The organism is Paenibacillus sp. FSL H7-0943, from assembly GCF_037963265.1.
GTDB classification, from domain to species: domain Bacteria; phylum Bacillota; class Bacilli; order Paenibacillales; family Paenibacillaceae; genus Paenibacillus_AQ; species Paenibacillus_AQ odorifer.
This window is the reverse complement of record NZ_CP150148.1, coordinates 5,816,307-5,840,109: the sequence shown is the minus strand read 5'-3', so window position 1 is coordinate 5,840,109 and position 23,803 is coordinate 5,816,307. Positions and strand designations below refer to the sequence as shown.

The following is a 23,803-nucleotide window of genomic DNA, read 5'->3' as shown; positions in this document are numbered from 1 at the left end:
TCTCTAAGGAAAGGGACCTTATTCTAATTTACGGCACTTTTTTTGCTTCTTTTGTTCTTTAAGTCTCTATATTCCTGATTCTCCCATTGTTTCAGCAACGGAAACGGATCAAAAGCCCATTCGGTAATTCCGCGATCGCGGTAAATGCCAAAATGTAGATGCGGAGGAAATTTTCCTTGTGTTCCGGGATTGCCGTAACCCGAGCTGCCTACCCAGCCAATAATCTCACCGGGGGTGACTATATCTCCGCGAGAAATGGTCTTGTTATATCCAGATAGATGAGCGTAATAATGGTAACGGTTCTCGATATCGCGAATCCCGATTCTCCAGCCGCCGTACCGGTTCCAGCCTTTTGTCTCCACTAAGCCAAAGCAGGTGCTTCGGACGGGCACTCCTTGAGGTGCAAATAAATCTGTTCCTTCATGGATACGTGCTCCGCCCCAGCTTCTTCCAGTGCCCCAAGTGCTACGATAAGAATAAAGGTTACTTAAGGGAAGCGGGAAGGCATTGCCGGATAGGTCCAGCCGTCCAAAATGTTCATATAACTTCGCGAACTGGGTAATGCGCTGCGAGGCACGGCCATTGTGATAATACTCCCAGACCCCGATACTGAAATCACTAGCGGATTGTCCATACTTCAATAAGTGTCTAGCCATACTATACAGAACGTCCGCATCATTCTCTGGATCAGCTATACCGTCTCCTGAGCCATCACTGCCAAAACCATCAAAGAAGCTAATGGAGTTCGGGGAAGTATCCCCCTGATCCGGATTGAGTGGACCAGCCCATACCGGTGCCGGGATCTTTATGGCTGTAAGGCGCGTGGAGACAGGCTGCCCTGAGGCTCCCTTTTTGGCGAGCGTGCGCTCATATTGATCAATGGCTGCGAACCTAAACCACGGGATACCAGTAGCTGCGCTCATTTGCTCATAAATCTGTCTACGGCCAGACCATTGCGCTTCTTTGCTAGCACTAGCGGGATCCCCGCTGCTCATCACCGGTTGGATTGTAGGCCGCGCTACAGCTGCTGAAACGGGAAGGTTTAAACCACCCCAGAGGATAGCGGCCGCGGACAGGCATAACAGGGTTCTCCGGTCTTTAATATTCTTAAATAGGGCCAGCAAGATAACAGCCTCCTTTTGTCCGGGCATTAAATTGAATGTAGTCACTTCGGATGAAGCTTTTTTATAGATTGGTGCAAAATGCTACTTTTTATCCGTTCTTGTCTAAAGGTACCAGAAAAATCTCGCTGGAAACTCCAGATGATACACCCTGCATATTTCACAAAAACAGGCAATTGTAAATCGCACATGTTATAATATGAGGCAGCAACTTTCATCTGCAGCATCACATTCAGGAGGAAGCGGGGTTTATCATTTTGTCTAATAAAACAGCAAAGCAACCTAAACCGGATTGGATTAAGATTAAGCTAACTACCGGTGACAACTATCAGGAAATCAAAAGCATGATGCGTTCCAAAACTTTACATACCGTATGTGAAGAAGCCAGGTGTCCGAATATTTATGAATGCTGGGCAAACCGTACGGCTACCTTCATGATTTTAGGTGATATTTGTACACGCGCATGCCGTTTTTGTGCAGTGAATACAGGGATGCCTACAGAACTGGACCTGCAGGAGCCTGAGCGTGTAGCTGAAGCTGCAGAGAAAATGAATCTTCGTCACTGTGTGGTGACTAGTGTGGCCCGCGATGATCTTGCGGATGGTGGCGCTCAGATTTTTGCTGAGACGGTAGCGGCGATTCGTAAACGCCTTCCGTTATGTAGTGTTGAAGTGCTTATTCCAGACTTTTTAGGAGACCGGAATAGTCTTGAGATTGTCATGAACAGTAATCCAGACATTCTTAATCATAATATTGAGACCGTGGAACGGATGTCAGATCGTGTACGGGCTAAAGCGAAGTACCCTCGTTCCTTGGAATTGCTGCGCAGAGCCAAGGAAATGAAACCCAATATTCCAACCAAATCGAGCATCATGCTTGGTGTCGGTGAAGAGTGGAATGAGATTTTACAAGCAATGGATGATTTGCGAGCCGTAAATTGTGATATATTGACTTTAGGACAATATTTGCAACCCACTCCAAAACACTTAAATGTGGAGAAATATTATCCACCGGAGGAATTTGCACTGTTGAAGGAAGAGGGAATGAAGCGTGGCTTCAGCCACGTGGAATCAGGCCCGCTAGTTCGCAGCTCTTATCATGCGCATGAGCAGGTGAAGTCTGCAGCTCAAGCTCGCGAGGAGCGTGCGGTTTCTTCTAGCTAATTATTGCTTTTCTGTGGTTTAATTCACGGAGAATGTTAGTAAGAGGAGGAAGAAGCGACAGCGTTCTGATATCTCTGCTCTTAGGTTACCCATAAAAATCGTTGATTTGCGTCATCGGAGGGGAATATTGGTGCTGTAGGAGCGGTTCTAGAACAGCGACCGAAAGCCCAATATTCCACATAGATGGCGGCATAATCAACGCCACGATACCCAAAGAAAGGCAGGCGACAAAAGGTTTGATCGTAATAGGCGGAAAAGGCTATGAACTTATGTTGGATCATAAGGATGGTTGGAATCCGGAGGCGTTTCGCGGGAGATATAGCGAGGTGCTGGAAAGATACGACTATATTATCGGTGACTGGGGTTACAGTCAGTTGCGTTTGAAAGGTTTTTACCGGGACAACCATCCTAAGGTGAATCGGGATACAGCGATTTCGGGTATGGTTGATTATATTAATGAATATTGCAATTTTGGCTGCGCTTATTTTGTGCTGCATAAATTGAAAGAGGTACCACAGGAAGGCATGTTCAAGGATATTTTAATCAAAGAAATACCAGAGCCGAGTGATGAAGAGGCCTTGGAGCAAGAAGGGGAAGCTAGTGATGAAGCGGCTGCAGATAAAGAGTTCTCTGTTAAAGAAATATCCTCTAAGCAAGGCTCGAATCACTCATTGGCATTTAAAGAGATGACTTCTTCTAAGGACAATATGGCGAAGGATAGACCTGTGAGAGAACATCAGAGCCGAAATCACCGGGGCAAGGATTCACAGGGCAAGAAATCCAAAAAGGATTTCCAAGGCAGACCGCCACAAGGTCAGTCTCAGAAGCCCCAAAACACACCAAAACCTCAAAGCGCTCAAAACAACCAAAACAACCAAAACAACCAAAACAACCAAAACATAGAAAATTCACAACCTTAATGATGAAAGCTGAACCATAAGTAGAGTCCTTCTACGAATGAGCCAGCTTTTTTTCTTATGAAAAACAGCAGAGCAGCGTTTCTTCCATTACTTGGAGATCGCTGCTCTGCTGTTGCTGTGCCGCTCGGTGTTGCTGTGTTGCTGTGTTGCTGTGCTATTCAGTGTTGTTGTGTAGCTTAGTGTTGCTGTGCTGTTCAGTGTTGCTGTGCTGCTCAGTGTTGCTGTGTTGCTCGGTGTTGCTGTGCCGCTCGGCGTTGCTCAGTGCTGCTCTGTGGGCTCGGTGTTGCTGTACGTTCTTCAGTGTTGGCGGTGTGGCTCAGTGTTGCTGTGTGTTGCTTGGTGTTGTTGTGCGTTGCTCTGCTGCTCTATGCTGTTAGTCGTTGGCTGCTTGACCCAGCAGTTTCATCATCCCCTAAGGCTTAAGGACCCAGATGCCGTTATTTGCGAATTTTCAGCCTTTTGAGCGGGGTTTCGGACTCCAATGATGCTATTCGTTAGAAAGAGGCGTAATTATGGTGTTTTTCATACCAATAGCGACTATGGGGTCCGATAGCATAACAAATATGGATTAATATTGCGTTTAGGGTCATCCATGTCCGATAGGTGCTACAGATGTTTCGTAGGTGCAAATATTATCCAACTAAACAAAGAACAGGAGTTGTCCCAACGGCCATTTCATGGCTTATGTGACAACTCCTGTTTTTACTCATTGGTGCTTGATTCAGCAGCTTAATGATTAGTGAGATTAAGGATCTATTTTACAGATAATTTCAATTGTTTCTGTGTTGCATTGTAACTCCATACAAGCGCAGGGAACTTCTTCTTAAAGGCATTTAATTCAATGAAGGTCTCGCCGTTCTGAGAAAGCGCCTCTTTGGAGGACAATGTAAAGCCGGTCGCTTTACCTGCCCCGTTCGTTACGATGACTTTTTTGTTCTTGGCATCCCATGTGATGTCGCCTTCGATCAGTGCACCTAATACGAGCGAAGAAGCATAAGTCTTATCTCCTTGCTTTATTAGACCCACATTACCAGCAAAGGCAACCCCGTTGACGTTCAAGATATGATGATCACCGGAAACCTCAATACTTTTCATTCCTGCAATCTGAAGAGCGGTAATCAGCTGTGCAGTTTTGCCTTTAACCTCAATATCCGGTGCAAGGCCGATGTGATTAAAGTCTTCTTTATTTGGAGTTAGGTATTTCTGCGTAGTCAGCTTCAGCATGTCTCCATTAGACATTGGAAGCAGGCTCTGAATACGTGCTTTGCCGAAAGAACGAGTGCCTACGACGGTAGCGAGCTTATTGTCACGTAATGCGCCAGTAAGCGCCTCAGAAGCGCTGGCAGTGTACTCATTCGTTAGAATAACGACGGGTACACCTATTTTGCTGCCGCTGGTAATCGTTACTGGAGTAAGTGCTCCGGTTTGATCGGAGGTATACATCATGATGCCTTTATCCATAAAATTGGAGGTAATGTTGTATGCCGAATCCATATAGCCGCCTAAGTTGTCACGCAAATCAAGCACCATCGATTTCATACCTGCTGCGCGCATCTTTTTCAGCATGGCGGCGAATTCTTCATCGGAATTCTGTGTGAAACCGCTCAGTGTGATGTAGGCTATCTTCTGTCCAACAATGGTTCCGGTAACGGAAGTTGAGCTGATTTCATTCCGGGTTACACGAAATGATTTAGACACTCCATTCCGGAGCACCTGCAGAGTGACCTTGGTGCCTGCGGCTCCGCTTAACTCGTCACCTTCAGTCTCTTCAACGGGGATTCCGTTAATTTTGACTATCGTATCGCCGCGTTTCAGACCTGCTTGTTCTGCAGGCGAACCGGGTGTTATGTCTTCGATGTAGAGCTCTGTTGCGGTATATTGCAATCTAACACCAATACCAACGTATTCCAGATCAACATCATGTTCAAATTGTGCCGCTTCCTCGGTATTGAAGTATTGGCTATAGGGATCATCCAGGGTGTTCACCATGCCATCAATGGCTCCACGAATCAAGGTATCCTTATCTACACCGGAGAGGTTATAGTTCTCCAGAATATTCATGACTTCATTGATAAGATCACGGTTATCTGTAGATGCCTGAGCGGCATCGGCAGCAGACACCACTGGAGCAAAAGTTAGGGATAAAGCCAGACAGCTGCCTAGAAGTGCACTTATTACTTTATTGGATTTCATGGAATCATACGCCCTTTTTATATAATTTATAAGATAAGAAAGTATACACTGCACGAATTAACTTTCTGTGACGTATGGTTGTTAGGATTTCACAAGTTTATAGTAAACGCTGTAGGTGTTATCAGTAGTCCATACCCCGTTATCCGACTTGGATAAAATGAAGATCGTGCCTTGCTCAAAAGTTTCCTCTTCACTGGCATCCTTCTCTTTGCTTTCTACATAAATAGCTGCTTCTTTGGCGCTAAAATAGTAGATACTCGAAACGCTTGGAGTATAAATGACGTCGTATGAAGTAAAGAAATCTTCCAGATCTTCCTTAAGGGAAGTATCATATTCTTCTCCGTATGAAGTCATGGTGGAAAGAACAGCGGCCGAATTTTGTTCATTCATAGCTTGATAATATTTGGTGATATTACCTTTGATGGCATCCGCATCATTTTGAGGAATGTTAGCTGCTGTTTTTAGAGCTTGTTCACGAGTCAGCAGTATCACGGAGCTTTGGGATTCCACAGATGATATTTTCCAGCTTCCATTCTTGCGGATAAGTGTATACATGTATTCGTCCTCTGTATCTGGCGTATAGGCCCCACCTGTCCGGCGAGAGCTTTCCAGTGTATAGACAGTAGCGTCATTGCCTGAAATATCAATGATTTCCAAACTCTCAATAGTATTTTTTATGTCAAAAATCTCAAAGGATGCATTAAGATCCGCCACCGAGTCCGCATTAGAGGATTCTGAATCCATAAGGGAATAGAAGCTAATTGCTTTTTCTTCATTGAAATATTTATTAGACAAACGGATTAATGCTGTAATCGCTGCTTCGTCCTTATCTTTGGATACTGGGGTGGTAATTTGCACGCTTCTGCTGGTTGAATTCCAGACGGCTGTGCCTCCGGTTGCCTCTGCGATAAAACGTAAAGGAATATATGTAGTGCCAGCTGAGGAGACTGGTGCGGTGGTCAGTTTTTTCACGGTTCCGTTAACGGTTGCGCGGTTGCTGCCAATTTTCAGGCTGATCGCCAGATTTGAACTTTTACCTGTTACTGTTCCAGTCTTGGCATCCCAAAGCACCTGGAGTCCAAGCTTTTCGAAGATGACCCGGAAAGGGACAAGTACAGAATTGTTCGCTAAATATGGGGTTCCTGCGGTAAAGGAAACCTTACTGCCGTTGATATAAACATCAATCGGTTTTGAAGCAGCAAAAGCCGGGACCGCCAGTATCAGGGCCAGAAGACTTATGCTCAAGAGGGATAATAATTTTTTCAACAGTACTCTCTCCTTTTATGTAACTCTTTGTAAAATAGCCTCATTATACCATTTGATTTCTCTCTATGTCTATCAATTGGTGTTAGTTTTGTCACACCAAAAATAGCCGGAGATATTGAAATCTCCAGCTTTTTGATCCCCTGATCTCAGACTAAGAAAGCTTCACGGACACGGTTCCAGAACGGAAACGGACGATACCTTGCAAAGCTGACTTTTTTGTCTGAAACTTGACAGCGTACTGAAATCAGGTCATCAACAGGAATGTTGTTATGATCTACGGTGAGCAGCAAACGCTGGTCTTTACATGAAAAAATGTCACAATGATGATGCTTCGGCAGTAGTAGCGGAGAGCCCATTGTCCGGAATACACGGTTGTTAATAGACGCGATTTCGGCAATCTGCAGCGCTTCTATTGAAGGGTGAACCATAGCGCCCCCAAGGCTTTTGTTATAAGCGGTGCTGCCAGAGGGAGTTGAAATACAAAGTCCATCGCCCCGGAACATTTCGAAGGTGACATCATTGATGTCGATTTGGATCATTATAGTTCCATCCACCCCTTTAAGGGTAAATTCGTTGAGGGCAATGTGAGACGAAGATCCCGATTTTTTGTGAATCTCCAGCTCTATTAATGGATATTTCACAATGCGCGGTTTCTGCGGCTCAGTATCACCGGTTCCGCACATATAATCGATTAAGGTGGGCAGCTCTTCTGCTTGCCAGTCCGCATAGAAGCCGAGGTGTCCTGTGTGCACACCTACAAAGGCTAAGTTGGGAATCTGATCGATAAAGGTATGAAAAGCGTGCAGCATTGTGCCGTCTCCACCTATCGAGATGACGATTTCCGGAGACTCGGCATCCAGTTGCAAATCCCGCTCCGCCGCCAGCTTGTGAAATTGCTCGGCAAGTTTGATTGACAGCTCATCACCGCGGTCCAGAACATAATATCTCAAGATGTACAAGCTCCTTTATATAATTCCGTCATACACCGATCATAATCAATCTTGCCCCGGAACACAATATGTAATCAACTTCGGCGCATCAATCGGAGCATTGCCATAAAGACAGGAATAAGCAGTGACACTAGAAGAGCAGCGGCCAGTATAAGACTCAGTAGAGCTAGGTTGGCAGTGACACCAGAGGCTGAAGGTGTAAAGGCGGTGGAGGCTGGCAGAGAGACCCAGGCAGAAGACAATCCTGATCCCATCACAGGCTTCCATAGCAGCACCACGAGACCTGCTGCGAGTACGGCATGTATTAGTCTCGCAGTTAAGAAAGGCAGATAACGCAGCCCGGTACCGTTCAAAATACTGGCGACTTGGGCATGTACAGATAATCCGCCCCAAGAGAGAATAAAGGCAGCTGCTGCGACCTTGAATTGAAGCGGGATGGAAGAAGCGGCTTCACCAGCAGAACGGGCACCTATGGTGACCTCGAATAATCCGCTGATCAAGGCCTGAGCTAATTCGGGAGGCCCTCCAACAAGGGAGACGAGAGATCCGGCCAGGCTAAATAGTGAGGGCAGGATTCCGGCACGGGCAAGCAGCTCCATTAGCACGTTGAAGAATACAACCAGACCCCCTACGACAATAATAAGCTGTAGCGAGGATTGGATCGCTCCTTTTAACAGTTCCCCGAAGCTACGTCCATCCTTGCGCCGGGCTTCGGACATCGCAAGGAGTGCGGCATGTATTCTGCCGAATCCTTGTTTTGCTGGAGCAGAGGGGACGTCAGAACTACTTTTTGTTGGGTCTTGGGTGGGGGTCTTTTGTTCCTTACGTCCATGAAATGACATTAGGAGACCAACCATTAAGCCACTTCCGTAGTGGGCTAGTGCCAATATTAGCCCCAAAGAAGCATCGCGAAAGAACCCAACGGATACCGCCCCTAATAGAAAAATAGGATCGGAGGAGGTTGTAAATGCTACAAGGCGTTCACCTTCGATTCTGCTGATCAGCTTCTGCTCCCGCAGCTTAGCGGTTAATTTGGCTCCAACGGGATATCCTGATACATATCCCATGGCCGCGACAAAACCACCGCTGCCTGGTATACCGAAGAGGGGACGCATCAGTGGATCAAGTAAAGCGCCGAAGAGATGGACAATGCCTAAGCCTAGCATGATTTCAGAAATGACGAAGAAGGGAAACAGTGAAGGGAAGAGCACGTCCCACCAGATGGCCAGGCCACGTAAGGCTGCGGCAAGAGATGCTTCAGGATGAAGTAACATAAGCAGCATACAACCTGCCAATATGAATCCCAGCAGCGGGCCGCCAATCTTTTTAAAAGTCATAATTAACGCCTCCTGGTCTATGGTTAGATGTATGCAAAAAGAGGGACAAACAGCACAAAAAAATGGAGAAAGCGGTTACAAATATCTGTGCTTTTTCGCAGGAATTATGATATTATGTAATAAATAAATGCACCCTCTGTTACACGATTAAATGGGATGGAGTGATGGCGATGAGCGTTATAGCCGGAGTTCTCGTTTGTGCTTTTGTATATGTAATCCGGGTCTCTCTCGTCCCTCCTGGTGATGAGGAATTTAGGACCTACTAACCTTACTCTTCAGGCGCTGAACTATAGTTTAGCGCCTTTTTTCTGTAGTTTAGAGAGCACTTTCGACGGATATCCGTGTTATGCTTATCTTTGGTATAATAAAATAAGTAACGTTTCATTAATATGGAAGAAGGCTGGTAACCTCAATGAATCCAAATGAGAGTATATATGACAATCTAGGGGGGGCTGAAGCACTACATCGGTTGGTGGAAGTGTTCTATGCCAAGGTACAGCTTCATCCGCAGCTGGGACCCTTGTTCCCTGAAGATATTACTCCAGTTCTGGAGAAGCAATATCAATTCCTGACACAGTTTTTTGGCGGGGGTCCACTTTATTCGGAATTACATGGACATCCCATGATGAGAGCAAGGCATATGCATATTCCTATTACTCCAGAACGTGCTGAGGAGTGGTTACAATGTATGAAAGAGGCACTGGTGGAGACTGGAGTCGAAGAACCACTGCGTTCATTCGTGCTTAGCCGCCTTGCAGGTCCTGCACATCATTTTGTTAACATGCCCCAGGAATAACAAGGGACAGGTTGATCCTGAAAGGAATGAGAGTACTTGACAGAGTTAATACCCCTATATTCTATTAAGGTCAAGTGTTGCAACTGTGAAAATGAATTTTCAACCTCGCGGGTACGTCCTAGTCTAAAAAAGGCTATTCGGCGTGATGCTGATTTCTGCGCGTATTATAAAAATGAGAATCCGGATTATTATGTTGTACGGGTCTGCCCCAATTGCGGGTTTGCCTCCACAGAAAATTCGGCTGACAAGCTGACGGAACGCCAGCGCAAGGCATTTAATGAACAGGTAGGGAAACGCTGGAAGAGCCGGGACTTTGGAGAGAAACGAGACTGGGAAACTGCGCTCGAGACCTATAAGCTGGCGCTTTTATGTGCTCAAAGTATTAACGATAAAGATCGGATTATCGCAAGTCTGCTGCATCATATTGCTTGGCTCTATCGCTATCAAGGGGAGACTGAGCAGGAGAAGCGTTTTTTACGCTATTCTTTGGACGAGTATGTTAAGGTCTATGAAATAGATGGCATTGCCGGCAATGATGCCCGGCTCATGTACCTGATCGGCGAACTTAATCGGCGGATCGGAGAATACTCAGTGGCTGTAATGTGGTTCTCCCGTCTGATCAATGATCAGAAGATCATGGATGCGGCGATGATTCGAGCGGCACGTGAGCAGTGGGTTATTTTACGGGAGCAAATGCGTGCTGAGGCTCTAGATGTTGAAGTTGATATCGAAGGCTTGTCTTCAAGTTCATAATGTTTGCGAACAACAAAAAGCGCAGAAGAGAATTAAATTCTCCTCTGCGCTTTGTAGAAAGAAAATGTTAGGATTTGCTTATCTGACAGCTCGATCGAACAAAAGGTAATCGCCGTCATTATCTATAACTGTAGGACTGGCGCTGCAGCAGGGGAAGACGAGCAGTTTTTTCTTGCCGTCACGAACGATTTGTAATTCTTTTGGCTTCATAGGCAGAAGCACATTCTCTGAGTTGCAGAATGGACAGTATTGCACATACATATCGCCTAGAATGATGTCATAAGGCCAGGTATGACTAAATGGAATCATTGTGAGTCCTTCCCAGAAGGAGTCTCTTCATTTTCTCCCTCAGTTTGTGGGGGATTTTCTTTTTTGGATAGCTCCGCTATTTTTTGTAGTAAAATATGTTGGGGCATATGCATCAAGTGTTCCAAAGGAACGCCTAGTTGCTTGGATAACGTAATGGCTGTTTCCGGTGAAATTTGTAGTGGCTTCATATGGATGCCCTCCTAAAGTTTATCGGCTATAAATGTTCAGATATCGTTATTCACTTTACCATGGTGTTAAGACAATTACAAAGAAAGTCAAATGAAAGCAAAGGAATGGTGAGTACACATGAAACAACCGTTATCACTGACTTGGGAACTTGATACTATTTTTCCGGGGGGTTCTTCGTCTGCAGAGTTAGAAGGGTTCTTGAGCAAGCTTGAAAAAGATATTTTATCCTTGCAAGGCTTTGTGAAGGATGCTGTGGCACCAACGGATGTTGCGTCTACAAAAGCATTGGATGAGGTTATAGCATTGCTTCAGAGCTGTTCAGGAAGACTTGTGGAGGTCACTTCCTTCGCAGACTGTCTAGGCGCTCAGAATCAGATGGACAAGGGTGCGGTAAGGCTGGCGGCCAAAGTGACAAGCATGCGCGCTGGATTCGAAGGGATCAGCTCGCAATTTAGCAATGTACTTCGTCAGACTACGGACAAGGTATGGGCTGAGTGGATGGCTCGGCCAGAGATTGCTCCTTTAACGTTCGTACTGAGCGAGAGCCGTGATTTGGCCCGTGAGAAGATGAGCCCTGAGCTGGAAAGCTTAGCGTTGGAATTAGCTGTTGACGGATATCATGGATGGAGCGGGCACTATGATACGATTGTTAGCTCGATCAAGATCCCATTTGAGGATGAAGAAGGAACAAAGCTGCTATCTGCTGGTCAAGCTTTTAATAAGCTGGATGATCCAGATCCAAAAGTGCGTCAAACGATGTTCCATAAATGGGAAGAGGCTTGGACTGAAGCGGCAGATAATTGCGCGGATACCTTAAATCACTTAGCAGGCTTCCGCCTGAAGCTCTATAAGGGCAGAGGCTGGGACGATGTTCTGAAAGATCCGCTCAGCATCAATCGTATGACACAGGACACCTTAAATACGATGTGGGACGTGATTACGAATAGCAAACCTGTACTTGTGTCCTACCTTCAGCGTAAAGCCAAGCTGCTGGGGCTGGATTCTCTCTCATGGGTCGATGTCGAAGCTCCTGTAGGCAAATCCTCCGGCAAGATCCCTTATGATCAAGCTGCGAAGGATATCGTCACACAGTTCCGTAAATTTAGTCCTAAGATGGCTGAGTTTGCAGAGCGTGCCTTTGATAATAACTGGATCGAGGTTGAGGATCGTAATGGCAAACGTCCTGGTGGATTCTGTACTTCCTTCCCTGAGAGTAAAGAATCACGGATATTCATGACTTACAGCGGCACACCTTCCAATGTTTCAACATTGGCTCATGAGCTGGGACATGCTTATCATTCCTACCTGCTTGATGATCAACCTGTATTTAATCAGAATTATGCAATGAACGTTGCAGAGACCGCTTCAACCTTCGCAGAAGTGATTGTATCTGATGCTCAGGTTAAAGCTGCGGGCAATGCAGAGGAGAAGCTGGCTCTGCTTGAAACGAAGATACAGAACAGTGTGGCATTCTTTATGAACATTCACGCTCGATTCTTGTTCGAGACTCGCTTTTATGAGAAACGTAAGGAAGGTCTTGTAAATGCTGAGGAACTGTCCGCTCTGATGGTGGAAGCACAGAAAGAAGCTTTCTGTGGTGTGCTTTCTGAATACCATCCTCACTTCTGGGCGTCGAAGCTGCATTTCTATATCACAGATGTACCTTTCTATAATTTCCCGTACACCGTTGGTTATATGTTCAGTACAGGCTTATATCGTCTGGCATTACAAGAGGGAGCTTCCTTTGCAGACAAATACGATAGCTTGTTGCAGGATACCGGCGTGATGACATTGGAGGATTTGGTGCTCAAACATTTGGGTGTGGATCTGACAAAACCGGATTTCTGGCAAGGAGCTACAGATCTGATCGTGGCTGATATTACCGAGTTCTTGGAGATGACAGAGCATTTAGCGTGAAATGTCTAAAATAAGACAAATTTCAGGACACAAAAAATAACGGAATTTCAGTGTGAACACGCAAAGACCCCGGTTAAGGGGTCTTTTTTTAATGCTTAAATGTCGAAAACCCCCGGTTTATAAAAATTAATATACGAATGATCCATGAATTTTGCGCATTACTAGGGATAATAACCCAATTTTGTAGAATAATGTTGTTTGACGTATTTAAGGGGTCTATAATGAGCCTTGAGCCTTATAAAAGGCTTGCATGGAAGACAAATGAGCTCAGCTCAAAAAGCTTAAGTAAGCGCTTACTAAGCCGATTTGTACGAAGTAAACTCGAAGTAGCTAAGCTCACAAAACGATATAAATCGAACCAGAAACTTGGGAAAAGGGGAAGGAGTGGCGGAGGGGAATTTTGGAACTGTAAGAGCGAGAGCGACTGCCTTTGTCTCCGAATTTCACCCGCTATACGCGTAAGAATTCAAGAAATTTGGAGAGAACAGCGGCTGGAAGTCCAAACATTCCCCGCAGTGGCGACGGGCCCTTAGCCCAAATATTTAGGGTTCGATTTATAAGACGAAGTAAACTCGAAGTAGCTAAGCTCACAAAACTTTTAGGAGGAAAGATATGCTTAAGACAGAACAGCTATCATTAGCAAGACAGATGGATTTGGTGTTTAGGGAACTGCAAGAGGAATTGTCAGGACTATCTTCCGGTACGGTATTTGTGCAAATACGAAATAATACCATTGGCAAATTCGGCATACGTCATCATCCTTTAGCCGGTCGGGGGGGTGGATTCACAGAAGTGAAGGAAGGAATAACGGAGAGCCAGCAGTCTTCTTTTCGTCTAATGGCACTGGAGAGTCTGAAATACAAACGCCGTTGGACTCATGGTGAGATCAGCTATGAGTTCGCTATAAGACAGGGAAAGCTAATCGTAGATGCTACGCTGGAGTCTAATTATAATATGGCGAATCTGATGATTCGATCTCCCCGTAATGCTTACGCCGAGAGTGCTGATCAATTTTTAAGTTAAACGTTTTACATAAAAATTGTTTGCAGCTGGGATTATAGGCTATAAATTAGAAAAACCTCCCACAGCTTCTGGAAGAAGTGTGAGAGGTTTGAAAGCTAGTCGGCAATAGGCTTTTTAAGACCTCTGCCGGATAAAACACTTAAGATAACGATGTTACTGACGACCGGACAGTTGTTGTTCTGCCAGTTGTACTAGACGTTTAGTGATGTAACCTCCCAAAGAACCAGTTTCGCGGGAAGTGTAGTTCCCGTAATAACCGTCAGCTGGGATCGTTACTCCAAGCTCTTGTGCTGCTTCATATTTCAATTGTTGCAACGCTGCATTTGCTTGAGGAACTACAAGGTTATTGGAACGGCTGCTACGACCTTGACCTGCTTGACCCATGTGTGTCACCTCCTTCGCCCGTTGTGAAGATAGTATGAGCGCTAAGAGGCTAATTCATGCATGCTATCGAAAGGTTTTAAGGATGGTAATTATTAGTCGATTAAAAGTAAGGGTAGGAAAGCCTAAATAACTAAGCTCGCACAAAAAATCGGCCTTCTCTTACGTAAACGCAAGGGAAGACCGATATAATGTATATCTGCTTTAATTCTCGGGATAGATCATTTCCAGCATAGTGGACAGCTCAAGACTTTGACCTGGTTCTACCTTCAGCAAGCCCGTGAAGGAAGGGTCATCTGAAACGTTAGGAGCATCCGGGAGCCAGGTGTAAGGTTCGATGCACAGAAATTGATCGGCCGGTCCTTTGGTATACAGGACCCAGTGACGGAAATGATTCTCGTCAGCTGTATAACGAAGACCATAACCATCATCGCGTAATAGCAAGGCTTCTACGGGCTGCTTGTCACCAATACGTAGAGCAGTATCAAAATTAGTTCCCTGGAGGTTGATTCCAGAGTTTAGTGAATCTAGATCACCAAGTGGAATTAGATTGCCGCTAGGGAGCAATTCATCGTTTAGTTCATAAATGCTGTTTACGGGCAGCTTGAGATTCCAGCGTTCAGGTTCTCCATCGATCATAAACCAGGTGTGATAACCGATCCCAAAGGGAATACGGTGATCGCCGAGATTTGTAACCTTTAAAGTCTGGCTGAGCCGGGCATCCTGAAGCCTGAATGTCATTTCGAATTTGAGTGGAATGGGAAATTGCTCCATCCAGTGCGGATCATCTTCAGTAAGGAATTCAGTAGTGACTGCACAACCGTCCTCGTCTTCTTCAATATCGCTGACACACCAGGATTGAGTCCGGTGTAGACCATGGATATGATTGTCACCAGCGGTATTCTGGTCAAATTGATAACTTGTACCCTCGAATTGAAATTTTCCTTTACGAATTCTTCCGGGTGGAATTAAGAGCGGGATGCCAAAATGGTAAGGTTTTTGCATAAAGAAAGCTTGATCGCTTTCATCAGGCCGCCGCAGAATTTCCCGTTGTTCTTTTACATCAAACAATGAAATCACGTTGTTTCCTAGTCGCGGCAAAAGCGTGACTTCCAGTTCGCGGCTGTGCAAAATATAAGTATCATAACCGCCCCACTGCCCTTTGGTCACCTGTTTCATGAGATATGCTCCTTTATCGTAACTGTAATCGAATAGAACATGGATAACCTTATCATAACAGATTTATGCGGAAGTGGTTAAGTGATTTGACAACTTCTCTTTATGGTTCTATGATGAAGGCATTAAATTATGATGAGAATGTGATGACGGGGACAAGTAGACAGGAAATGCACCTTCAGAAAGCCGGTGGTTGATGCGAACCGGTAGGACACTCCTGATGAATGGACCCCTGAGCGCCGCGCTTGAACGGGAGCAAGATGCCCTAGTAGACCGGCCGGATCTTCCCCGTTAACGGAAGACTAAGGCTGTTTCCCTTTGACTATACAAAGGTTAAGCAGCGAATAAGGGTGGCACCACGGTCTCACGTCCCTTGCGGATGAGGCTTTTTTTGCGTTCTCGGAAATCGGAAATTACATCTAACGGAGGTCTATATTATGTTGAAAAAAGTAATGTCAGGCATACAACCGAGCGGTTCTCTAACTTTGGGTAACTATATCGGAGCGCTGAAAAATTTTGTGAAGCTGCAAGACGATCATCAATGTTTCTTTATGGTTGTCGATATGCATGCGATCACCGTTGCTCAAGATCCTGCGGCACTGCGTGAGCAGTCTGAAGCTGTAGCTGCACTCTTTATCGCGGCAGGAATTGATCCTGTGCGTTCGAATGTATATATGCAGTCTCATGTGCCTCAGCATGCGGAATTGGGCTGGATCATGACTACGCTAACGGCAATGGGCGAGCTTGAGCGTATGACACAGTTCAAAGATAAATCATCAGGTAAGGATTCAGTTGGCGCGGGCCTATTCGTATATCCTTCTTTAATGGCAGCAGATATTCTTGTTTATAATGCGGATCTTGTGCCAGTAGGTGAAGATCAGAAGCAGCACTTGGAGTTGACCCGTGATTTAGCGGGCCGATTCAATAACCGTTTTGGCGAATTCTTTACGATTCCTGAACCGTATATCCCTGAAGTGGGCGCACGCATTATGTCTCTGGATGATGGCACTAAAAAAATGAGCAAGAGCAGCCCGAATGCAGGCAGCTATATTGCCCTGTTGGATTCGCCGGATGTGATCCGTAAAAAAATCAGCCGCGCAACGACTGATTCTGGACGTGAAGTGATCTTTGATCCGGCTAACAAGCCAGAGATTAGTAACTTGATGAGTATTTACTCGGAATGTTCTGGGATGTCCCTCCAGCAAATTGCCGATCGTTATGAAGGACAAATGTATGGTGGCTTTAAGAAGGATCTTGGGGAAGTGGTTGTATCCACACTTGAGCCTTTGCAACAAAGATATCATGAAATTCGCAGTTCAGGTGCGATCACTGATATTCTTGCTGAAGGTGCTGAACGTGCACGTATTGTTGCAGCTGAGACGTTGAATGGCGTAAAAGAGCGGATGGGCTTTCTGCCAGCTCGTTAATCTTAGTCAGAGCTTAAGCTTTCCTGTTTGCGTCTAATTCTGGCTTTGAGGATAAATCCCCAGCCAATATTCATTACGCAAAGAAAACCAAGCAGAAGTGCCAGCCAGAAGCTATAGCTGATCGCGATTGAAGCGGCAGTGAGAATAAGAATAGAAGAACAAGCGAACCAAAGTGAGAGTCCTTTACCCATTAAGAGCCTTCCTTTCCGTGTCTGCTAAAATGAATCCCGGAGTATTATAAAATACTCCGGGATTTTTTGTGATTATAGAATAGATCTCTCAGTAAGTCTACAGTTTCATCGTAAAGAACCAGGGTCGATGGAAAATCGTTTGTCGAGCTTATCACTGCTAAGCCAGCCTACATAAGTATTTAAAGGTTTATATTGGTTATCCATAACTAATACAGCCACAAAAGGGTATTGTTTGCGGTGTAAATAACGAACGTCTCCCCAGCGCACCATATATCCTGAAGGAAGCTCCTCCACTTCGGCAACCGCATAAGAGGTGAAATATAGAAAGGACTGAATATCTGGATGCGACTTGGATATTTCCACAGCGGGATGATTTGAGCAGACCGCATGTTTGAACCATTCCAGACGGTTGTTCAGTAGCTGCCCAACGTCATAGCTGCCGTCTTTTTTCACTTTAACTACGTTCCAGCGTTTAAGTGAAATTGTAGGGATTACAATATAACGTTCACCAGCATTATGGTGTATATCTTTAAGCTTGATGTTTCGTGTAAGGCGGGCATGAACAATTGTTCTCCAAATATAATAAAGAATGGTACAGGCATAAAGCGTAATAAATAAAGGTTTGGGCGGCACAATCCCAGTGATCCAGAGTAGAATAGCTGCGATATGGCTGCCAAAAATAAATGGATCGAAAATGTGGATGATATTCCAGGCAATCCATTTCTCAGTAAATGGACGGGCGGCCTGGGTTCCATAGGTGTTAAACAGATCAGAGAAGACGTGCACGCCTACGCCTATGAAACCCCAGAGTGCAACATGGCTTAAAGCTGCCAAATCAGTAAATCCAAACAGAGGCCCTAAGACTAGGGCAATCAGAGCGGGCCACAAAATTAGAAAAGGCAAGGAGTGTGTGATTCCCCGGTGATTACGAATATATATTGCATTGTCCTTTAGTCTTAATGCGGTATCGGCATCAGGAGCTTGTGAGCCTAAAATCGTAGCCAGCATAACGGCCCCGGCCAGTTTAGGGTCAGAAGCAACGACAGGATCTACGAATGAAAGTCCGGCTAACCCTATGCCCATAACTAAATGTGTAGCGGTGTCCATTGGTCAGTTCTCCTTTGTTGTTCGGAAGTACATTATTAATGATTACCCAAATACAGCTTAGGTTATTAACGGGCTGGAAATAAATATTGTCACGTAATTGTCAAATTCATGAACATACTGTGCCATGACTGTCAAAGTCTCCTCGGGTTTGATATGATAAAGTTAACAGCGAAGTCTATTTAGTGCTTCGGCTAGAACGTTAGAAGTTCGTTTAGAAGGAGGATCATTTGGTGTGGATAATCATATAACATTTCAAGCTTCTTCCGATTCTGCAGCTATGTCTGCAAAATCTCCACCGGAAGGTGCAAGTTGGCGTGATTTCATTACCGTAACAAAACCCGGTATTATCCGATCTAACCTCATCGCTGCCTTTGCAGGATATTGGCTGGCTTCAGGTTGGGATGTTCAATACGGCAGATTAGTTCTGACTCTGCTCGGTACAATGCTGGTTATGGCTTCGGCCTGTGTTTTTAATAACTATTTCGACCGTGACCTGGACATGAAGATGGAAAGAACGCGCGATCGGGGGCTTCCTACAGGACGACTGAAACCCAAAACCGTATTGCTGTATGCTATTGGGCTAGGGATTGCGGGCTTGATTGTACTGTTTGCTTTTTCCGGAGTTTTAGCCGGTCTGTTCGGGATTGTAGGGATGTTCGTTTACGTTGTAGTATACACCCTTTGGTTGAAACGGACATCAACATGGAGCACTTCAGTAGGTGCGATCTCTGGAGCTATGCCACCGGTAATTGGCTACGTTGCAGTTACGGGAACAGTTGATCTAGGGGCTTGGCTGATGTTTGCGATGTTGTTTCTGTGGCAACCTCCCCATTTCTGGGCACTCGGGATTAGACGTAAAGAAGAATATAGAGCCGCTGGATTTCCGCTGCTGCCTGTAGTCAAAGGAACACGTCGTACGAAGTTTCAAATGATTCCTTATGTAGCACTGTTGCTGCCTATTCCAGTGTTAATGTACGCCTACGATTATGCAGGCATTTTTTATCTGGTGATTTCAACAGCGCTGTCCCTGGCTTGGTTAATCATAACCTTGATGGGCTTTGCAGCAAAAGATGACGAAGTCTGGGCGAAGAAGAACTTCCTCTTCTCCATTAACTACCTAACGGTAAGTTTGATCGTACTTGTATTGAATACGATTCACGGTTAAGAAGAGGGAGGGTATTATTGTCCGTGCAGACCTTTAAGCGTTATAAATGGACCTGGATTCTACTATTGCTTGCTTTGGTAATGGCTGGTTATCTGGCAGTTAATTCTTTGAATTTAGGAAAAGAAAAACTGCCGGTAATCGGAGAAGTGCAGGACTTTTCACTTGAAAATGTGGATGGAGACCAGATTACTCTGGCTGATACACAAGGTAAGGCGCGGCTGGTATACTTTTTTTTCACACAATGTCCGGATGTATGTCCTATAACTACGTTTCTGTTATCTCAGACGCAGAAAATTCTGGTCGACGATGGCAGCTTTGGAAAAGATACGGCGTTCGTCTCCATTTCTTTTGATCCAGAGAATGATACGCGTGAAGCCATTAAAAGCTTTGCGGACCGTTTCCAGGCAGATTATAAGGGTTGGTACTTCTTACGGGGGGATCAGGAAGTCATTCGTAAGCTGGCAACTGATTCTTTTAAAGTACTAATTGCAGGGAATAGTAAAGAAAATTTCGTACATGCCAATCGCATAGCATTGGTTGATCGAGACAATCGTCTCCGTGCATTGTATGACGCAGGGGATACGGATAACATAACGCCTGAATTTCTTGCCGATAGGCTGAATGAATTGGCTCGTGAATAGAACATAACCGCATAACAGAAACGCCTTTTTCGAATCCCATTTATTGAAGGATAACGAAAAAGGCGTTTTTAATTTCTTAGGCAATATATCGCGAATCAAAAAGGAATGGGTTCAGGGTAAATGATGAACTCTTCCAGACCCGCTTTTTCAAGCTGATTAATATTGTATTCATCTGGAGTGCCTTCCACCCCGGCATAACCCCGGCGTGTATAGATGTGACCAGCATCGGGAAAGGCATCGCGGAGAATCCCGCGTATTTTTTTGCCTGAACTGTCGTTATCCATATAAAGATATACTTCTCCATCTCCTACTTTTTGTCGCAGGGACTCGAGTTTGAGCGTATTTAATGTACCAAAGGTACAGAGGATTTCGACTTCCGGTACCAGCACGCGTCGTAATCTGCTGCGATCGTTTTTGCCTTCGACAATAATCGTAATGGACATTTGCTGACAATCACCTCCGGAAATGAAGTCTGAACTTACAGACTCATTATAGTTTACCGAAGGAGGAGCAGTTTTAACAACTGTTTCTACAGGAAAATCTTCATTCCCCGGGAAATGTCGTAAAAACAATAAATCATGCGGCCCTCCCATTCCATTTGGAAGAGTAGGTAGACAGTTTGGTTGAATTTTTTGGCGGAAGCAGTAATAGTGCAACCATCAGCAATAGAAAGGCAATGAAATAAGGTGAAACAACGGCTCTTAATTGTCCTGCGGCCACAGGGCCTGCGAATGCGCCTAGTGACATGGCTATCGACTGCATGGAGAAGGTGCGTCCCATACGTCCTGGTCCACCTAGACTAATAAAGAGCGATGCCATTGCAGGAAATAATATTCCTTTGGCTGCACCCAGCATAAAGAGAATAACGGATGCGGGAATGCTGTGAAGTGAGGCGAGCGCAAAAAAACAAAGGGCCATTCCTAGCAAGGCCACGGCTATTCTTCCTCCTGGGGAAAAGCGGTTCAGGAAGAACAAACTGAGTGTTACCAAAGCCCCTAAGCTAAGGAGCGATAAAAGAATGCCTGTGGAAACAATGCTATTACTTCCGGTCTGAGATAGAGGAAGTTCAAAGAACAGAACCCCTTGTGAACAAGAAACGAAAAAAGGCAGCAGATAATAACGTTTGGAAACTGGATTGGCATCGGATATAGGGACCGAAGGAAGATCCTGTTTTTTTAAAGGAGGTGCTGCAGAGTTTACAGGGCGTACTAAACTCCGGGCAGGTGCCGGTACACTGAAAAAAGCCATGATGCCTGTAGCGATAAGCAGCCATCCCAATGTGGTGAAGGTGCCGGAATAGCCAGCTTTAGCTACGATAAAGGCCCCCGCTGCTGGGGATACCACTGAAGCTAAGGTATGAACGATACCATGTCCGGACATATATTTCCCCTGCTCAGTAGCATCAGATGATAATGAAGCCAGCAAGGTCATGCACGCTGGAGAGAGGAAGGCGAGCGCGAACCCGCTTGCTGCTCGTAGCATCAGCAAATGCCACGGAAGCTGAGCATGAGCCTGCAGCAGTAGAATGGCTCCCGCAGTAACAAGGCTAAAGACGATGTAGCGGCGGCTGCCATTACGATCGACGAGTACGCCTGCGAGCAAATTGCCAGGAAGATGGGTTAACGAATACATGCCCATCATCCAGCCAATAAAGGCGGGTCCCGCACCAAGAGAGATGGCAAAGGGCGTTAGAATAGGATACTGTGCATGTAAATCAAAAAACGCCAGAAAAAGAAACAGGTACAGCCACAGCGCAGTTTTCACAGGGAAACACCTCCGAGAGCCACCTACAATAAAGATTAATGCAGGAAGGCGGATTTTAAGAAGATCAAATTTAAGCAACTACTTGTACTTTACGTGGGACAGAGAGGGCTTATACCGCTTTTTTAATTCCTATAAGCAGGTATACCTTTCTCTGGCTGTGGAACCATGAATTATGATGGGCATTCATGTATAATAATTAATATTGGCGTCATGTCTATAGAGGAGATAATCCTTAGGACGAAACTAGGTGATAGGGGTGTTGTGAGGTTGATGGATCCAGAGGTGTGGTCACAGTTTATTAGAGAGAATTGGTTAGTTATTGTTATTGCGCTCATTCTGTTGTTCGCGGTTGTTAATTTGGTCAAAACGATGTTGAAATGGGCGATTGTCATTATTATCGTTGTAGGTCTATTCATCTATAGTGGTGTGACAATGGACCAAATTGGTAACGCTGTGAATAAGGTGGCAGATGGAACGGTAAGTACGGTGAAGAAGGAAGCACAAGAGGTTATGCTTAAAGAGGCGCAGGATGCGAAGTACACTTCAAATGGTGACGGAACATTTACGATCACAACTCCGAATATTGAAGTGAAAGGTACTACTGGCGAAGATAAGGTAGAGGTTACTTTCCGCGGAGTTAGTCTTGGGAAGTGGAGTATTACTGATACCACACAAACATTTATCGAGGAAGCTCGGAAACATCAATAAACGGCTTCAGTTTAAATCATTATCAAAAACAAGCAAGCGGGCGACTGAAAGGGGAGATTGGATATGATAAACGGTTGGTTGACTAGTCTGAGTGATGCAAATATCATCTCCATCGCCCTCCTGCTGGTAGTAGTCTTTTCACTATTGCAAGGCTGGAGCAGAGGGTTCTCAAGTGCTACCGGAAGATTATTCGGTCTGCTGGGAACAGGACTGTATACAATAGCTTCTTTGGTGCTGGCCATTCCTGCTGCGGCTTATCTCAATCCTCATGTACAGACTTGGGCAGCAGGAATAAGTCTGCCTGATAAACAGCTGACCCAGTGGCAGCAAATTTATTATACGGCTGTGTCTGTGCTGGCGGAATCGCCGCTGGTGCGGTTTCTATTGTTGTTATTGCTCTCTTATATCTTAATTCGCATGCTTCTGGGATTGTTGTCTATGCTGCTCCCATTCCATCAGCTACGGCGCACCAAGACATTTAAGGACAGAAAGATTACGCAAGTAAGCCGTATGGGCGGAGCTATCATAGGATTAATTATAGGCTTGACTCGTGGTTTAATTATTGTGCTTGCTCTCTTCATTTGTGTTGGCCTAAATCCAGAAAGTCAATTTAGCCGTTATGTGGAATCTTCTCCGATCTACAGTCAAAGCGCTGCCGCTGTATTTGAGCCCTTTGTTGGGGAGACCGTGCAGAAAAAGCTGCCTATTCTGACGAAGACCGTTGCAGCTGAGATGAATGATATCCTGCGCAGAAAATATGAAGTTATTGATCATGACATTCCACAAGATATTGTGGGTGCGGCTGAAGATATTATTGGACAAGCGCAAGGAGACGAGAAGAAAGCCAAACTACTGTATGATTGGGTAGGAACACGAGTAACTTATGATTACGCCAAAGCGGAAAATTATGAAAAAAATAGAATTTGGCATGAACAGACCCCGCAGGATACCTTCGACACACGCATAGGGGTATGTATTGATTATGCCCGTCTTTACGCTGTAATGGCCCGCTCCCAAGGATTGCAGGTGCGCGTTGTAACGGGTCAAGGCTATGATGGTCGAGGCGGGTATGGCGCACATGCCTGGAATGAAGTTTATATAAGTGACCGGCAAGCTTGGATTCCATTGGATCCCACTTGGGCGAGCAGTGGAGATTGGTTTAATCCGAAGGATTTTGACGATACGCATATTAGGGAGAACGCACTCTGAGTGAGGGCGCCGCACTCCTTCCGTGTGGTACAATAAACTCATACCAACCGCTCTAACACAAATGCGAGTGCAATGCTCACAATCAGCTTCTTAGAAA

General features: G+C 45.3%; 24 protein-coding genes and 1 other annotated feature. Of the genes, 11 read left to right on the top strand and 13 right to left on the bottom strand.

Annotated features, from left to right (window positions below):
* Positions 1 to 23: 23 nt before the first annotated feature.
* Complete coding sequence (locus NSQ55_RS25540; protein ID WP_076099379.1) at positions 24 to 1,124, bottom strand: M23 family metallopeptidase; 1,101 nt, start codon at positions 1,122 to 1,124, stop codon at positions 24 to 26.
* Positions 1,125 to 1,378: 254 nt separating this feature from the next.
* Here NSQ55_RS25540 and lipA point away from each other — a divergent pair, with 254 nt between their 5' ends.
* Positions 1,379 to 2,284 carry a lipoyl synthase gene (gene lipA / locus NSQ55_RS25535; protein ID WP_036685320.1) on the top strand — a complete coding sequence of 302 codons (906 nt, stop codon included), beginning with the start codon at positions 1,379 to 1,381 and terminating at the stop codon, positions 2,282 to 2,284.
* A 236-nt stretch (positions 2,285 to 2,520) separates the two neighbouring features.
* Entirely contained in the window at positions 2,521 to 3,204 is a 684-nt protein-coding gene (locus NSQ55_RS25530; RefSeq protein ID WP_081383342.1) for a YutD family protein, read from the top strand.
* Between the two features lie 753 nt (positions 3,205 to 3,957).
* Here NSQ55_RS25530 and NSQ55_RS25525 read toward each other — a convergent pair.
* The 4 genes from NSQ55_RS25525 to ylbJ form a co-directional block, all read right to left on the bottom strand.
* Positions 3,958 to 5,397, bottom strand: a complete 1,440-nt coding sequence (locus NSQ55_RS25525) for a S41 family peptidase (protein ID WP_076128004.1) — start codon at positions 5,395 to 5,397, stop codon at positions 3,958 to 3,960.
* An 81-nt stretch (positions 5,398 to 5,478) separates the two neighbouring features.
* On the bottom strand, positions 5,479 to 6,663 hold the full coding sequence (locus NSQ55_RS25520) for a copper amine oxidase N-terminal domain-containing protein (RefSeq protein ID WP_076193388.1): 1,185 nt from the start codon (positions 6,661 to 6,663) through the stop codon (positions 5,479 to 5,481).
* Positions 6,664 to 6,809: 146 nt separating this feature from the next.
* Positions 6,810 to 7,613, bottom strand: a complete 804-nt coding sequence (locus tag NSQ55_RS25515; protein ID WP_076184770.1) for an NAD kinase — start codon at positions 7,611 to 7,613, stop codon at positions 6,810 to 6,812.
* A 74-nt stretch (positions 7,614 to 7,687) separates the two neighbouring features.
* Complete coding sequence (ylbJ, locus tag NSQ55_RS25510; protein WP_076193383.1) at positions 7,688 to 8,950, bottom strand: sporulation integral membrane protein YlbJ; 1,263 nt, start codon at positions 8,948 to 8,950, stop codon at positions 7,688 to 7,690.
* A gap of 412 nt (positions 8,951 to 9,362) precedes the next feature.
* Between ylbJ and NSQ55_RS25505 the strand changes: the two genes are divergently transcribed.
* Complete coding sequence (locus tag NSQ55_RS25505; RefSeq protein WP_076134176.1) at positions 9,363 to 9,746, top strand: globin; 384 nt, start codon at positions 9,363 to 9,365, stop codon at positions 9,744 to 9,746.
* Positions 9,747 to 9,782: 36 nt separating this feature from the next.
* Positions 9,783 to 10,499 (top strand): DUF2225 domain-containing protein, encoded by a 717-nt coding sequence (locus tag NSQ55_RS25500; protein WP_036685310.1) that lies wholly within the window; start codon positions 9,783 to 9,785, stop codon positions 10,497 to 10,499.
* 78 nt (positions 10,500 to 10,577) lie between these two features.
* On the opposite strand, the gene NSQ55_RS25495 is transcribed toward NSQ55_RS25500, so the two are convergent.
* Together NSQ55_RS25495 and NSQ55_RS25490 are read right to left on the bottom strand one after the other, a co-directional pair.
* Positions 10,578 to 10,808, bottom strand: coding sequence for a hypothetical protein (locus tag NSQ55_RS25495; RefSeq protein ID WP_036685307.1), 231 nt, complete (start codon positions 10,806 to 10,808; stop codon positions 10,578 to 10,580).
* Complete coding sequence (locus NSQ55_RS25490; RefSeq protein WP_036685305.1) at positions 10,805 to 10,996, bottom strand: YycC family protein; 192 nt, start codon at positions 10,994 to 10,996, stop codon at positions 10,805 to 10,807. Before NSQ55_RS25490 ends, NSQ55_RS25495 begins: the two co-directional genes overlap by 4 nt.
* 118 nt (positions 10,997 to 11,114) lie before the next feature.
* Between NSQ55_RS25490 and NSQ55_RS25485 the strand changes: the two genes are divergently transcribed.
* Both NSQ55_RS25485 and NSQ55_RS25480 read left to right on the top strand, forming a co-directional pair.
* A complete protein-coding gene (locus NSQ55_RS25485; RefSeq protein WP_036685300.1) occupies positions 11,115 to 12,914 on the top strand; it encodes a M3 family oligoendopeptidase in 1,800 nt (599 codons plus the stop codon).
* A gap of 612 nt (positions 12,915 to 13,526) precedes the next feature.
* A complete protein-coding gene (locus tag NSQ55_RS25480; protein ID WP_036685297.1) occupies positions 13,527 to 13,937 on the top strand; it encodes a hypothetical protein in 411 nt (136 codons plus the stop codon).
* 153 nt (positions 13,938 to 14,090) lie between these two features.
* On the opposite strand, the gene NSQ55_RS25475 is transcribed toward NSQ55_RS25480, so the two are convergent.
* Positions 14,091 to 14,321 (bottom strand): alpha/beta-type small acid-soluble spore protein, encoded by a 231-nt coding sequence (locus tag NSQ55_RS25475; protein ID WP_036685295.1) that lies wholly within the window; start codon positions 14,319 to 14,321, stop codon positions 14,091 to 14,093.
* A gap of 201 nt (positions 14,322 to 14,522) precedes the next feature.
* Positions 14,523 to 15,497 carry an aldose 1-epimerase gene (locus NSQ55_RS25470; RefSeq protein ID WP_076184767.1) on the bottom strand — a complete coding sequence of 325 codons (975 nt, stop codon included), beginning with the start codon at positions 15,495 to 15,497 and terminating at the stop codon, positions 14,523 to 14,525.
* 134 nt (positions 15,498 to 15,631) lie between these two features.
* Positions 15,632 to 15,871: a binding site (T-box leader), on the top strand.
* 63 nt (positions 15,872 to 15,934) lie between these two features.
* On the opposite strand from NSQ55_RS25470, the gene trpS reads away from it, so the two are divergent.
* The gene (gene trpS, locus NSQ55_RS25465; RefSeq protein ID WP_036685592.1) at positions 15,935 to 16,921 is read left to right on the top strand and encodes a tryptophan--tRNA ligase; all 987 of its coding nucleotides are present in this window, start codon (positions 15,935 to 15,937) and stop codon (positions 16,919 to 16,921) included.
* Positions 16,922 to 16,923: 2 nt separating this feature from the next.
* On the opposite strand, the gene NSQ55_RS25460 is transcribed toward trpS, so the two are convergent.
* Positions 16,924 to 17,112 carry a hypothetical protein gene (locus NSQ55_RS25460; RefSeq protein WP_036685291.1) on the bottom strand — a complete coding sequence of 63 codons (189 nt, stop codon included), beginning with the start codon at positions 17,110 to 17,112 and terminating at the stop codon, positions 16,924 to 16,926.
* 105 nt (positions 17,113 to 17,217) lie between these two features.
* The gene (locus NSQ55_RS25455) at positions 17,218 to 18,219 is read right to left on the bottom strand and encodes a metal-dependent hydrolase (protein ID WP_036685288.1); all 1,002 of its coding nucleotides are present in this window, start codon (positions 18,217 to 18,219) and stop codon (positions 17,218 to 17,220) included.
* A gap of 232 nt (positions 18,220 to 18,451) precedes the next feature.
* Between NSQ55_RS25455 and cyoE the strand changes: the two genes are divergently transcribed.
* Entirely contained in the window at positions 18,452 to 19,384 is a 933-nt protein-coding gene (cyoE, locus tag NSQ55_RS25450) for a heme o synthase (RefSeq protein WP_036685285.1), read from the top strand.
* A gap of 23 nt (positions 19,385 to 19,407) precedes the next feature.
* Positions 19,408 to 20,025 carry an SCO family protein gene (locus NSQ55_RS25445; protein ID WP_036685589.1) on the top strand — a complete coding sequence of 206 codons (618 nt, stop codon included), beginning with the start codon at positions 19,408 to 19,410 and terminating at the stop codon, positions 20,023 to 20,025.
* Between the two features lie 95 nt (positions 20,026 to 20,120).
* Here NSQ55_RS25445 and NSQ55_RS25440 read toward each other — a convergent pair whose 3' ends face one another.
* On the bottom strand, positions 20,121 to 20,468 hold the full coding sequence (locus NSQ55_RS25440; RefSeq protein WP_036685586.1) for a DNA primase: 348 nt from the start codon (positions 20,466 to 20,468) through the stop codon (positions 20,121 to 20,123).
* A gap of 133 nt (positions 20,469 to 20,601) precedes the next feature.
* Positions 20,602 to 21,789: an MFS transporter gene (locus tag NSQ55_RS25435; protein ID WP_076184766.1), complete on the bottom strand. Its 1,188-nt coding sequence runs from the start codon at positions 21,787 to 21,789 to the stop codon at positions 20,602 to 20,604.
* A 270-nt stretch (positions 21,790 to 22,059) separates the two neighbouring features.
* On the opposite strand from NSQ55_RS25435, the gene NSQ55_RS25430 reads away from it, so the two are divergent.
* Positions 22,060 to 22,497, top strand: coding sequence for a hypothetical protein (locus tag NSQ55_RS25430; protein ID WP_076127990.1), 438 nt, complete (start codon positions 22,060 to 22,062; stop codon positions 22,495 to 22,497).
* Between the two features lie 63 nt (positions 22,498 to 22,560).
* Positions 22,561 to 23,706, top strand: coding sequence for a transglutaminase-like domain-containing protein (locus NSQ55_RS25425; RefSeq protein ID WP_076127989.1), 1,146 nt, complete (start codon positions 22,561 to 22,563; stop codon positions 23,704 to 23,706).
* Positions 23,707 to 23,803: the final 97 nt, after the last annotated feature.